12 protein-coding genes are annotated in these 11,683 nt (G+C 62.6%); 6 read left to right on the forward strand and 6 right to left on the reverse strand.

Features of this window, described 5'->3' with window-relative positions; all coding sequences use genetic code 11:
- Positions 1-3 precede the first annotated feature (3 nt).
- From E3T41_RS11160 to E3T41_RS11180, 5 genes are read right to left on the reverse strand one after another with little or no spacing between them, the layout of a single operon-like run.
- Positions 4-651, reverse strand: coding sequence for a hypothetical protein (locus E3T41_RS11160; RefSeq protein WP_134478603.1), 648 nt, complete (start codon positions 649-651; stop codon positions 4-6).
- 9 nt (positions 652-660) lie between these two features.
- Positions 661-1,683, reverse strand: coding sequence for a ParB N-terminal domain-containing protein (locus tag E3T41_RS11165; protein ID WP_134478605.1), 1,023 nt, complete (start codon positions 1,681-1,683; stop codon positions 661-663).
- Positions 1,680-2,534 (reverse strand): hypothetical protein, encoded by an 855-nt coding sequence (locus E3T41_RS11170; protein ID WP_241991136.1) that lies wholly within the window; start codon positions 2,532-2,534, stop codon positions 1,680-1,682. The genes E3T41_RS11165 and E3T41_RS11170 overlap by 4 nt, the downstream gene beginning before the upstream one ends.
- Before the next feature lie 2 nt (positions 2,535-2,536).
- A complete protein-coding gene (locus E3T41_RS11175; RefSeq protein WP_134478607.1) occupies positions 2,537-2,929 on the reverse strand; it encodes a hypothetical protein in 393 nt (130 codons plus the stop codon).
- 37 nt (positions 2,930-2,966) lie between these two features.
- On the reverse strand, positions 2,967-3,848 hold the full coding sequence (locus E3T41_RS11180; RefSeq protein WP_166791542.1) for a bifunctional DNA primase/polymerase: 882 nt from the start codon (positions 3,846-3,848) through the stop codon (positions 2,967-2,969).
- 270 nt (positions 3,849-4,118) lie between these two features.
- Between E3T41_RS11180 and E3T41_RS11185 the strand changes: the two genes are divergently transcribed.
- From E3T41_RS11185 to E3T41_RS11210, 6 genes are all read left to right on the forward strand, one after another.
- Positions 4,119-4,574: a hypothetical protein gene (locus E3T41_RS11185; protein WP_134478611.1), complete on the forward strand. Its 456-nt coding sequence runs from the start codon at positions 4,119-4,121 to the stop codon at positions 4,572-4,574.
- A gap of 1 nt (position 4,575) precedes the next feature.
- A complete protein-coding gene (locus E3T41_RS11190; protein ID WP_241991137.1) occupies positions 4,576-5,046 on the forward strand; it encodes an ImmA/IrrE family metallo-endopeptidase in 471 nt (156 codons plus the stop codon).
- The gene (locus tag E3T41_RS11195; protein ID WP_134478615.1) at positions 5,043-6,047 is read left to right on the forward strand and encodes a DUF6545 domain-containing protein; all 1,005 of its coding nucleotides are present in this window, start codon (positions 5,043-5,045) and stop codon (positions 6,045-6,047) included. The genes E3T41_RS11190 and E3T41_RS11195 overlap by 4 nt, the downstream gene beginning before the upstream one ends.
- Complete coding sequence (locus tag E3T41_RS11200) at positions 6,044-7,195, forward strand: alpha/beta hydrolase (RefSeq protein ID WP_134478617.1); 1,152 nt, start codon at positions 6,044-6,046, stop codon at positions 7,193-7,195. Before E3T41_RS11195 ends, E3T41_RS11200 begins: the two co-directional genes overlap by 4 nt.
- Positions 7,196-7,397: 202 nt before the next feature.
- Positions 7,398-10,178: an AAA family ATPase gene (locus E3T41_RS11205; protein WP_166791543.1), complete on the forward strand. Its 2,781-nt coding sequence runs from the start codon at positions 7,398-7,400 to the stop codon at positions 10,176-10,178.
- Entirely contained in the window at positions 10,175-11,185 is a 1,011-nt protein-coding gene (locus E3T41_RS11210; protein ID WP_134478621.1) for a hypothetical protein, read from the forward strand. Before E3T41_RS11205 ends, E3T41_RS11210 begins: the two co-directional genes overlap by 4 nt.
- A gap of 152 nt (positions 11,186-11,337) precedes the next feature.
- Here E3T41_RS11210 and E3T41_RS11215 read toward each other — a convergent pair whose 3' ends face one another.
- Positions 11,338-11,643 carry a hypothetical protein gene (locus tag E3T41_RS11215; RefSeq protein WP_134478623.1) on the reverse strand — a complete coding sequence of 102 codons (306 nt, stop codon included), beginning with the start codon at positions 11,641-11,643 and terminating at the stop codon, positions 11,338-11,340.
- Positions 11,644-11,683: the final 40 nt, after the last annotated feature.

The raw sequence follows: 11,683 nt of genomic DNA on the forward strand, positions 1-11,683 counted from the left end.
GGACTACTCCAGCGGATGGTCGAGCTTCGAGAGCCGCAGCAGCGTGCACGACTCCTGGCCCGGGCACACCACGAACACCGTGAACGACACCGGCCGCTCCGTGCGCTCGACATCGGCGTCCCACGTACCCGCGCGATGACGAGTTCCCACGACAGTGAGCGCCGCAGTACCGGGCGGAATCTGCCCGGCCGCCGCCTGATCCAACGCCGTCGCCCACGAGGTCGGCACGGTCACCGACTCCACGTCGAGCCACTGCCGCGTGCCATAGGAAGCGAGTCGCTTCCACATCTCCGCGCCAGGCAGGTAGTCCCGCACATCGGCGGCCACGGCTGCCGCTTCCTCCGCATCGGCCACGTCCACCAGCACCTGCGCCCAGTCGGCGAGGCCAGCATCCTGGCGTGTGTCCCAATCGAACAGTGCGTGGGCGACGCTGCGGGCAAACAGCTCCGGGCTCGACGTTTCGAGCACCGGTTGCGGCTGGTCGGTTGGCACTATCGCCAAAGCGGATGCCGTCGGCGCGGGCCGCGCCGGCTGGCTCTCTTTCGCAGGTCCGCGGAGCAGCCCAACCAACCCAATGACTGCCACCACGATGAGCGCGAGGCCAGCGCCAACGATGGCGATGACAAGGCGACGGCGTCGAAGGAAATGCATGGTGGGCTCCTAACGAATGCGTGAAATGGTGGCCGATACCTGCGCGACGTCGGGGGAGTCGCGGAGGGTGCGCATCCGCTCGAAGAAGGCGACGGTGCCGGCGAGGGTCGCATTGAAATCGCGCCATTGGTCGTCGGAGAGTTCGGTGGCGATCTCGGCGTCGTCGTAGCGCAGCCACCAGTCGCGCAGGTCGTTCCAGAGGAAGACGAAAGACCGCGTGGGCAATATTGAGTCGGCCGCAGCCACAGGGCGGGGCTTCTTGGCGCGCTTCGCTGTCTTCGCGCGGGCGAGTGCCTCCCGGGCCAGCTGCTCGAGGTCGGCGGAACGCCCGGCGGTCGGCGCAATGGGAATCAGCGAGCGAATGGGCGGCGCGGCCGCTACACGGTCGACTTCGGCAGAGACGCGACCGTGCGCGGCCGCCACCGATCCGCCGTTCTGAATCACCGCCAGCTCCTCCCTCGCGCGACTGCGCAGCGTCTCGTCGAGGTTCTCGTCGTCCGCCATTCGTTGCAGATGGTCGATGCGTTCTAACGTTGTATAGGAGCGTCGCCCGGTTACGAGAAGGGCTGCTTGCGCGCGGACGCGATCGATGGGCTGCGGTTGTGCCACCGTGGCACCACCGTCTGATCTGGGCTTTTCCGTACCGAAGCGTGTGGCGACCTGCCGCCGTTGGGCGTCTTCAGCGAGAAGCATCTTCACCTCGCGATACAGGGCGGCCGCCTCGGTGGGGTCAAAGGCCTTGTGCAGCGCGTTCTCGTCCCGCTCGGCGAGCAGCTGGGCGAGTTGGTCCGAAATGCCTGAACGCACCCACACGTTGAGCTTGCGCACTCCGAGCTTCCGCAGCGCAGCCAGCCGGCGGGCGCCGCAGACGAGGGTGCCATCGGGTGTCACTGTGATCGGCTGCAGCAGTCCCTGCCGCTCGATCGAAGCTGCGAGCGCGTCGATGTCGCCGAGATCGGTGCGATGTCGCGAACCGATCCGGATGGAGTCGATCGACCGCTCCAACTCGATGTGCCCTGGGGTGACTGTCATGCGAACACCCGTGGCGAGTTCAGAACGATGTCGGAGACCAGGTCGTCGTCGCCGAGCAGCACGTGCAGCGGCTCGCCGACCAGCAAGCGCAACAGGATGCCGCGCCCCGCGGCGGTGTGCGCTTGCAACGGGTTGCCGGATCCCAGAAGTGTTCGCAGCATGCTCATCCAGGCCGGCTGCGACACGTCGAGTAGAGCACGGGCGGCGTAGTCGCGGCGCAGCGACTCGAAGGCAGACGGGCGCGACGGGGAGTCCGCTAGCCGGCTGCACACGTACTCGACGCCATCGCGGGCGCGGTCGACTGGCCAACCGAGCAGGGTGAACAGCGCGATCGCGGTCTCGACCGCCAGAGACACCTCAACCAGCGGCTCCGGCTCGGCAACCGCGTCGGCTGGATCGACGCTGAACGCGGGGTGATATTCCGGCAGGGCGTGCTCGCGATCACTGAACCGTTCAGCGTCATGAAACACCGACACCTGAGGCCGACGCGCCTGATGCACCGAGCACAGCAGACCGCGGGCTCGTTCCTCGGCGATGCAGGTCACCTGCACGGAACGGGTGACGATGGCCCACGGGTCGTCGGCGCGCAGCGTTGAGGGCGCACGCATCGCGTCGAAGGCGGCCGCGGCTGCCTCCCATGGATCGAGGTCGTGCTTGCGCGCCAACCCGGCATAGCGCTGGGCGGTGAACCGCATGAGCTCGGAGGCCTCGGGGTCGCTGCGCCAACGGGCGCCACCATCCGCTTGCAGTCGCGCGAGAAGTCTGCGCAGGCCTTCGGATTCGCGAAAAGTCATCACCGCGGCACCTCCCGTCGACTCGGTGTGTGTTGCCGTGTTCAACAGGATGCTCATGGTCACGCCCGCCCGAAACCGGTGCGGCCGATCTGTGCACGGTCTCGCACCGCTCCGAACTCGGAGAGGGGAGTCAGCCGGGCGGCCCGCGCGCGGATCGCTCGCGCGGCCGTGACGGGTGCCCGTCGTACCTGCCGCACGGCGTTGGCCTGCAGGTCGATACCACGGCCGGCGATGCGCCCGGCGCCCAGGTTGAGCAGGTCCGCCGCGCGAATCCAGGTGACGGCGGGGCGGAAGGCCGCCCTCGCCGCTGGCGGGACACCCGAGGTGCCGCCTCGCGTGCGTGCTGAGAGGCGCGATTTCTCCTCCAGCACGGCATGCAGCGGATGCCGCTCGCCACCGGCATCGACGCTGGTCGCGCCGTGTGACTTATCGAAGTCGTCTACATCCATCACTTCATCTCCTTTGGGTTGGTGATTTGAACAGCGCCATTCATGACAGGCAGGGCGGGGCGCCGCGTCTGGCTCCCGGATCGGGTCGATCGAACACTTGCGCACCGGCCGTAACTCGACGGCTCGCCGAGCTGATCGTCGCGAGAATCTCGCGCTCCTCGAGGCCCGCAGTCTGCGCGGAAGGGCCGAGTGCAGCCTCGACGTCCGCAGGCGCGAGGCCCGCCTCGACCAGTCGGCAGGCCGCCCAGAACAAGCCGCTGTTGCGCTCGCCCTCCTGCAGGTTGCTCACCCATTGCGCGAGTCGGCTCGGTTCGGGCGCCCTGGCTAATGTTGCCCGCGTGCCCACTCGCGGCGACCTCGGTTCGATGAAGCTGCGCAGCGCGACGGCGTCGACAGGCTGTGCGCCGGCCGCCGACAGCGAATGCAGCCGATAGCTGGCTCGACCGGTGTTCGTCGTCAGTGTCGAGGGCGGCACAATGACGTAGCCGCCGTCCCCACGAAAGTCGATGTGCGCGTTCGCCGCCTGCCAGCAGCGTTGCGGCCGGTCCAAACTCGCGGCAAAGTACACGTGCATGCCTCCCGACGGAGTGCGCACACGGGCGAGCTCGCCATCGACCAGCCCGGCCTCGGCTGCACGCTCGAACGCGGCGAAGCCGGCATCCGTTTTGGTCACGTCGATGTCCACTACATCGATGCCCGACGTGCTGCCCGTCGGCATCCCGATGTTCGCGCCCGGCCAGCGCGTCCACCACGCCTGCACCTGGTCAACATCGCGGCTGGCATCGTGAAAGCCCGCCGGCGTGAGCGGATGCTTACCCTCCGGCACACACGGAAACACTGAAATCCCCGCCTTGGCGAAGGCAAGAGCGGCATCCTGCACCGGCAGTCGGCTCGTAGCCACCAACACCTCAGCGACGCTCATCAGACACTCCGAACGCGGAGCCATACGTGCCAATTCACAACAATCACCTTCCCGAAGGACTGCCACGCAGGCGTGGCTCGATGACACGAAGGTGTGACTCGCTTCGCTAAGGCGTTCGGCGAGGTAACTCCGTGTTGAGCATGCTCAATTCAAATTCTGAGACTGTTTTAGCACCGCATTTGAGCATGCGCAACCCTTGATTTGATAATGCTCAAAGAGTAAATTGAGCATTCTCAATTACCTGAGGATCCATCAATCCGAGGAAGCAACATGACCGACGAGAGCACGACAGCCGCGGAGGATCTCGCGAAGCGCCTCCGTCTGCTGCTCGACGTTGCCGAGGCAGAGACGGGCAGCGAGCCGACGTTCGCCCAGATCGCCGCGTTCCTCGAACAGCGCGGCACGAACCTCTCGAGGTCGCGCTGGACCTACATCATCAATGGCCACCGCTTCGTACAAGACCGAGCGCTGTTCGAAGGCCTCGCCGCCTACTTCGACGTTGACCCCGCCTTCCTCGCCGGTACAGCCAGCGCCGAGATCCCGGCCAAGGTCAGCGCCCAACTCGACCTCGTGCGGGCCATGCGTGCCGCCCGAGTGAAGTCTTATGCGGCACGTACAATGGGGGATATCTCTCCCAACGCTCTACGGGCGATCAGTAAGTTTTTGGATGCGGAAGTCGCGCAGAGGCCGCCAGATGAAACCCCACCCGCGTCCGGAGGGAATTGAGGTGGCAGTGAACAGCACCGTGAGTGTGGCGACGGCAGTCGACGAACTCGCATTGGGCGAGACCTTCACCTTCGACGAGCTCGTAGTGGCCGTTCAGCGCAACCGTGGACGGCAATTGCGAATAGTCGAACTGGCCGAACTCGGCGTGCACGATGGTCTGTGCGCCGTCTGGCTCGGAGCCGAGGACCAAGATCTCATCCTCCACGCGCACAGCGACTCAGCGTTGCATCGGCAGCAGTTTGTGCTGCACGAGCTGGCCCACATCATTCTGGGTCACAATTTCGACGAAGAAGGCCAAGCCGTCGACTTCTTGCTGCCCGACATCCCTAAAGAAACACGACTGCGATTGCTCAGGCGTCAAAACCTAGATACGGCCGAAGAAGTAGAGGCCGAGACCCTAGCCGACATCTTCGCCGCGGCAATCAGACGGTCAACGAGAAACTCCTCTCGATTCGCGGAGATTTTCGGATGATTCCTCTCCTCGTTTCCGCCCTCATGTGGCTGCTCGTGGCCAGCTTGCTGATCCTGCGCCGCGGTCACGCCGAGCGCAACATCAGCTACGCGGCAGTCACGATCGCCATCGCCATGACCCTCAACACCGACCAGGTCTATCGCCCGCTCGACCGGCTCGCTGGCGGCACCAACATCGCTACCCTCCCGGCCGACGTCGCACTCATGATTGGCGTGTTCTTTCTCGGCCGCGGCGTGTTGAAAGCCTCCGAACAGCAGTCCTGGGCCGAGCGGTTCGCGCGCGGCCGAATCGTGCTCACGGCTGCAATCATCGGGGCGGTCGGCTCGTTCCTCTTCATCGATGGCGGCACCACCACGACCAACTTCATGCTCGACCTGGGCGACCAGCCCAGTGCCGGGACGTACTCCATGATCCAATTTACGTACTACGCCATCGTTCTATCCGCGATGGCAGGGCTCGCCGCTCGGCAGGTTCGCAAAAGCGCAGGCGTCCAGCAGATGCCGCCGACGTCCCTCCTCATCGGAAGCATCCTCGGCGTTCTGTTGAGCATCGTCGTCATCACGATGGATATTGCGCATCTGGCTGGCGACCTCAGTCTGATGAGGGCCGTGGCCATCGCCTATGAACCGCTGCACTTGATGACATTCGTACTGCTGTGCCTGGGATTCGCGGGCCAGCCCGCCGCCCGCGCTCTTCAAGCGCGATCGCGCGATCGGACAACGCGGATGCTCGTCGCAGAACTCCAGCCTCTCTGGGCAGCGGCGACCGCAGCACGACCGGGCATCAGCCAAAACACACGTGGATCAATTGGCGCTGACCCCGAGACGCTGCTTCACCGCCAGATCGTCGAAATTCGTGACGCCATCATTGATGCGCGAGTGTCGTTTCAGGTCGATGGCCAAGACCGGCACCTCATCGAGCGCGCCGAACGCCACCTGCTCGGCGGCAGATCGACTGCGACGGCGCCGGTTGCATCACGGCCAGTGCTGCAGAAACGATGAAAGTTATTCGGGCGCTGGCCGGCGCGGCGATCGCAGTCGGCGTGGGTCTCAGCGGGCTCGGCCTCGTGATCGCGAGGCGGCTGACTGCACCTGTAAGCGTGCGAAAGTTCGATCTCACCATTCGAGGCGTGGACAGCTCGGGGGAGCGACCCATCGTCATCCTCGATCGAACGCCGCGCACCACCGCGCGGGGCGATTACTGCCTCATCCTCGAAAACGGCGGCTGGGTCAAACTCGCGCCCGGAGTCGAGGACCGCGGTCCAAGTCTCGTCGGCCGAGGGGTCGTGGGGGAGTCGGAGCCAGCCGTAGAGGCCGGCCAGCGAGCATCCTGGAGCGGCATCTATTTCCAAACTCCAGCCGATGCCGGTATGCAGTCAACGGATGTCGAAATACAAACGGATGTCGGCCCCTCGCCCGCCTGGCTCATCCCGCACGAGGGTCCCCCATCGAGCACGTGGGCCATTCACATCCACGGCCTCGGCAGCACGCGCGCCGGAACGCTGCGCGGCGTGCAAGTCGCCTCCGAGGCCGGGCTGACGTCGCTCGTCGTGACGTATCGAAACGACGGCGAAGGTCCCCATGTCGGGTCTGGTAGATCCGAACTCGGTGCCGCCGAGGTCGATGACGTGCGAGCGGCCGTGGACTACGCCCGCGAGAACGGCGCAGGCAGCGTCATCCTCTTCGGGTGGTCGATGGGCGCAGCCATCGCACTGCAGCTTGCCTCCGATGCCACGCTTCGAGGCGTCGTCAGCGGGATGGTGCTCGATTCGCCCATCCTTGATTGGGTCGCGACGCTCAGGGCGAACTGCGCGCGGGCAGGCCTGCCGGCTTGGGCCGGCACGCTTGCCGTGCCGTGGCTCAACGTCCGGCCGCTGAGTCGACTGACCGGTCTCGCCAACCCCGTCGATCTGCGCAGCTTCGACTGGATCGCGCGCGCCCACGAGTTGACCGTCCCGACGCTCATCCTGCACGGAACCCTCGACACGTCGTCGCCGTTCGCACTGTCGAATCGTCTCAGGGTTCTGCGTCCCGAAGTCGTCGACCTAGAGCGATTCGAGGCAGATCACACAATGAGCTGGAACTCGGACAACGGACGGTGGCGCGACATCGTAGTTTCCTGGCTGGCGATGGTGTCCGTGGCAAAGTAGGGAACCGTGCTGGCTGCAACACGTCCTCGGTACTCCCCGAATTCACCCGCTGCTTTAAAGCCAAGAAATTGCAGGTCTGGATTCTTCCGCAGAAATTCCATTAATGCCTCCAGTGTGCCTTCGAAATCTCACCTCCGAACATGGCGCCGAAGTACGGTCGAATTCTGTTGCTGACTATCTTTGAACAATGGGATCAATATCAGTGGACGCAAAGACGGCCGACTTCGTGCGCACTGTCCTAACTGGCGGACGTGGTCAGGACCTTGTGCATACGATCAATATGGCGCTCTACGGGGTCTGGGGACTTTTCCGAGCGATAGAAGAGCGCCCAAACATCGACCAGTTGATTTATGGGTCAGGCCCCGGCGGAGGGGACTACTTCGGTCCCTATGTCTGGGATGCCATCTATTCACCCGCGGTGGGTTCGGCAGAGGATCGAATGTGGAGCAGGCTGCAGATTTCTGAGGCGTCTTCTCTAATGGAAGACGACCAGCGTTACCTCAAGCACCCAGTCGGCTGGGCAGGGGACAGAGAATATATCGGGTTCCACATGATGCGCACTGTTATGGGAGCAGCAAGTGAGTGTCTGGGCTATGACGACGACTACTCTGATTCCGATCTGCGGTCTTATTGTGCGTCGTTCTTTGAGGCACTCTTGGACGTTGTCTCGGACCTCGATGAGGCTGCAGCCGCTGAACAGTCAACCGGTCATGGGGTCGCTCACCTCCTCGCCGGGATTGCGTCGCAATCCGGAGCAGTGGGCCTGGTCGACATAGCCTGCGGGTTCGGAAACGCTCTTAAGGAAGCAATCCTGGCCGGTGCCCATGGCGTGCGAGGCGCCGACGTGGATGACCGCTTGCTGGCCATCGCGGAAATGCGCGCCGAGGTTCACGGCATGACTGGAGACTTCGCGAAGGTCAGCGCCTTTGACGCGCGAGAGAAGGGCTATCAGAACGGAACCGGCATTGTCCTGGATCCGCCGCTCGAGACGAGCATAAGTGCCGTAGTCCCAAGTGTTGATACCGGCGGCCTGTCCGATGACTCTCTATGGCTTCGAGCGGCCTGGGATCTAGCACCTAGGGGAGGCAGAGCGGTGGTTGTTCTGTCGCGCGAATCTCTGGAACTCGGCAGAATTGGAAACGAGTTCCTTACGGGCCTCGTTGCCGGCGGCAGTGTGCGCGGGCTCATCGTCCTTCCTGCCTCCGCTCGCTCTAACGGTGCAGCGCCCACGGTTATCTGGGTACTAAAACGAGCGGTAGCGGGTACAGAAGCGGCATCCGGCATCTTGGTCGTGGATGCACGTGTCCTCGTTAGCGAAGACCAACTGGCCGACGGCGACGTCACAGTTGCCTCATCGCGGGCGATCATCGCTTCGATCAATGCTTGGGTCGAGCGCGAGGAGTTTGATCTCCCAGTCCGCGCCGCCCATATCGTCCGTATTTCCGAATTGTCAGGTCCCACGAGGACGATACCCCTTCCACGACAGATGGAATACGACGGTGAACGGGGCTTAGCCGATCCCACTAACGGGAGACTACTGACTTCACTCAGCCTGGAAAACTTCAAATCCTTCGAGGCTGGAATCGCTGTGCTACGTCCGCTGACGCTCATATTTGGGCCAAATTCTGCGGGTAAGTCAACCATGATCCAGTCCTTGCTTCTCTTAAAAGAATCGCTCCATGCTGGCCGCGTCACGACCAGAGGTGAGCAGGTGGACTTGGGATCGTTCGACTCGGTCGTGCATTCGCACGATACGACTCGGCGGGTAGGTGTGAAAGTTTCTTTCAGGCCCTCGCCGGACGCGCCAATTAGGACATTTTCCCCGAGCCCGCTCGCGGGACGAGAATTCCGATTCTCATTCGAATCGCAGGTGCCCGGGCGCATTTCCTGGACCCACATGACTGTCGGAACCGATCGAAACTCGGTGAAATTCATTGGACCTGCATCCTCACGGAAGCTGCCCATTGTTGAGTCGGGAAACCTCACGAATTTCTTCGAAACACATGCGCCTCTGGATCCGCTAATGGCCGACGTCGTGGAAGCATTCGTTCCCGGCGCAGCAAATCGCGCTGAGACGAGACAATCACTTCCCCGACCTTTCGACCACGACAGGTGGAACCTCCTTCGGAATTCAGTCTTAGAGGCAATGCCGTTTCAAGACCTCTCCTCAATTGCAGCCGAGTTCAGCGGTCTGAAACCAACGGGGATGTGGAAAGACGTGCCCCACGACTCGGGATGGACGGACGCGCTCATCGAGCCCATGCGCGCGATGTTGGGCGTGACGGCAGCGGTGGCGGACGAACTTGAGCAGCTCTTTGAACGGCTCACTTACCTAGGTCCTGTGCGGCCCGCGCCGCAGCGGCTATACTCGCTCGGGCCGGCGTCCGATGACGCCTTGGCCGCTCAGCTACTTATTCTCAGTGAACAACCTCACGCACTCCGGCGTGTGAATGAGTGGCTTACGAGACTGGGCCTTCGGTACCAGATCGCCATCGAACGGTTCGTGAACCGTGGCGGTGCCAGCACTGACGTTCTGGGACTGTCCCTCATTGATCCGCGATCTGATCTCCAATTGAGCACGACAGATGTAGGTTATGGGGTTAGCCAGATCGTTCCGCTCGTCATGGGGCTAACGACAAGTCGAAACGCGGTCGTTTGCATAGAACAACCCGAGCTACATCTCCATCCGGGACTCCAAGCGGAGCTTGGCGACTTACTTATTGATTCCGTTCGCGAGCTCGGTCGAGGCAACCAAATCATCGCCGAGACTCACAGCGAGCATCTTATGCTGCGGGTTCAACGACGGATAAGAGAGGGGCTGATTGACGCGGAGGATGTCTCCGTGCTCTACGTAGACCAGAACTCGGCTGGCGAGTCGAGGGTCCAGCGATTGCGACTTGATTCTGTCGGGGCTTTCATCGATGAGTGGCCGTCTGGATTCTTCGAGGAGCGCTACGACGAGGTGTTCGGGGCTGACTTGTGATTATTTCCACGGCCTTGCGGGTTGACGCGATCACAGAAATCTCCGCCTTGAATCCGCAACATGCGCGAAGTGTGGCCAATGCATTGAGCGCAAGGCTCATCAGGAATGGGGCCATCAAATTTGAGAGTGCGGATCAGCTGCTTGAACTTGTCCGGTCGATCAAGGCGGCGCCCATTGGCCCGGACGCTCGGCGCGTCCTCCTTGACATGCTGACGCGTCTTCGTGAATTCAAGCGGATTCACGTCGGTCCCTATAACATCGCAACTCTCGAGGACTGGGCTGGCTTGGTTCGCCTTGTCTTGACCTCCCACCTGCAAATTACAACTGAATATGGGACGACGAATGATCCGCATGTCGTTACTCAGCCGTCGCGCTTGGAAATCGCAAGTACCTTGGCATTCGAGAGCTCCGCAGCGTTTAGGGATCTTCACAGGTTTGAGGAGCAAGGCAATCTGACTTTGGGGAGTACCAGGCGCGAATTTTGGTTTGCTGCGCTTGAACCGCTCGCGACCCTGTCCCGGAAGATTGTCATCTCGGATCCGTGGGTCTTCGCGCCTTTGCAAAAGCGTGCTGCGGCGGCGCCGGGTTCCGATGCGTTGCCCCAGCCAGCACTTCCATGGATTCTGGGTTTGATAGACGGTTTGGATGCTGATCGACCTCGATGTGTGGAAATCTATGCCAGCCAGAAATCAATCTCTGAAGCGGATGTTCGGTTGCTTTCAGACCGATACCTGGCCCTTGGGAATGGGTCGATTGGCAGCCTTACGGTCTACGTAGGGAGCCACGATGTAGTCGCGCACGATCGGCATATCCGTTTTGATTGTGGCAGCGCGATAACACTTGGCGCTGGCCTAGACCGACTGGACCGCCCCGACCTTCGTGACGCCAGTGGCCTTAACTGGGGATTCCGATCAGGGGCTGGACTCGATAGCCTGCGAGATTCGGAGGAACGCGTTAAGACCTCACGTCGCACTTCGGTTGTTGCGTTTCAGCCCGAGCACCAATGAAGTCTCTTGCCGAACTCGGGCCGCACCCGGCAAAAATGAGCGCTCGGGTCCAGCTTGCCCCTGCGATGCGCGGCCGTCCCTGAAAACATCTGAGGACTGACTCGCGCTCCACTCAGCGATTCGACGACATCCGGAGCGCCGACGTCGCGCGCTCAATCGTCAAGACCAAATGCCTCGGTCACCTGATCGATGGTGAACTGATTTCTGAGCTTCGTGGCCGTGTTTTGGTTCGCGAACATGCCCGGCTTCCAGAAGCCGTTCTCCCGCGGGATGACGTGCGTCCAATCGACCGGTACGGCCCATTCGGCGATGTCATCGTCCTCGTCACCCTCGTGGCGGTACGTTCCAGCCAGGGGGAGCGCGTTCAACTCGGTCGCGCTGCCGTTGTGCTGAGTATTAGAGCCTCTGAGCCCCACCCGATCGTGCGGTTGAGCCCCACTGATCGTGCGGAAGAGCACCGGCGGTGGTGTGGCTCAGCACCACAGGTGCTCCCCGTCA

The organism is Cryobacterium sp. Hh38 (genome assembly GCF_004403235.1).
Taxonomy (GTDB): domain Bacteria; phylum Actinomycetota; class Actinomycetes; order Actinomycetales; family Microbacteriaceae; genus Cryobacterium; species Cryobacterium levicorallinum.

Bases quoted from the DNA above. Each gene is read 5' to 3' on its own strand.
- E3T41_RS11160 (WP_134478603.1), bottom strand. From the start codon at position 651: ATGCATTTCCTTCGACGCCGTCGCCTTGTCATCGCCATCGTTGGCGCT.
- E3T41_RS11165 (WP_134478605.1), bottom strand. From the start codon at position 1,683: ATGACAGTCACCCCAGGGCACATCGAGTTGGAGCGGTCGATCGACTCC.
- E3T41_RS11170 (WP_241991136.1), bottom strand. From the start codon at position 2,534: ATGAGCATCCTGTTGAACACGGCAACACACACCGAGTCGACGGGAGGT.
- E3T41_RS11180 (WP_166791542.1), bottom strand. From the start codon at position 3,848: ATGAGCGTCGCTGAGGTGTTGGTGGCTACGAGCCGACTGCCGGTGCAG.
- E3T41_RS11185 (WP_134478611.1), top strand. From the start codon at position 4,119: ATGACCGACGAGAGCACGACAGCCGCGGAGGATCTCGCGAAGCGCCTC.
- E3T41_RS11195 (WP_134478615.1), top strand. From the start codon at position 5,043: ATGATTCCTCTCCTCGTTTCCGCCCTCATGTGGCTGCTCGTGGCCAGC.
- E3T41_RS11200 (WP_134478617.1), top strand. From the start codon at position 6,044: ATGAAAGTTATTCGGGCGCTGGCCGGCGCGGCGATCGCAGTCGGCGTG.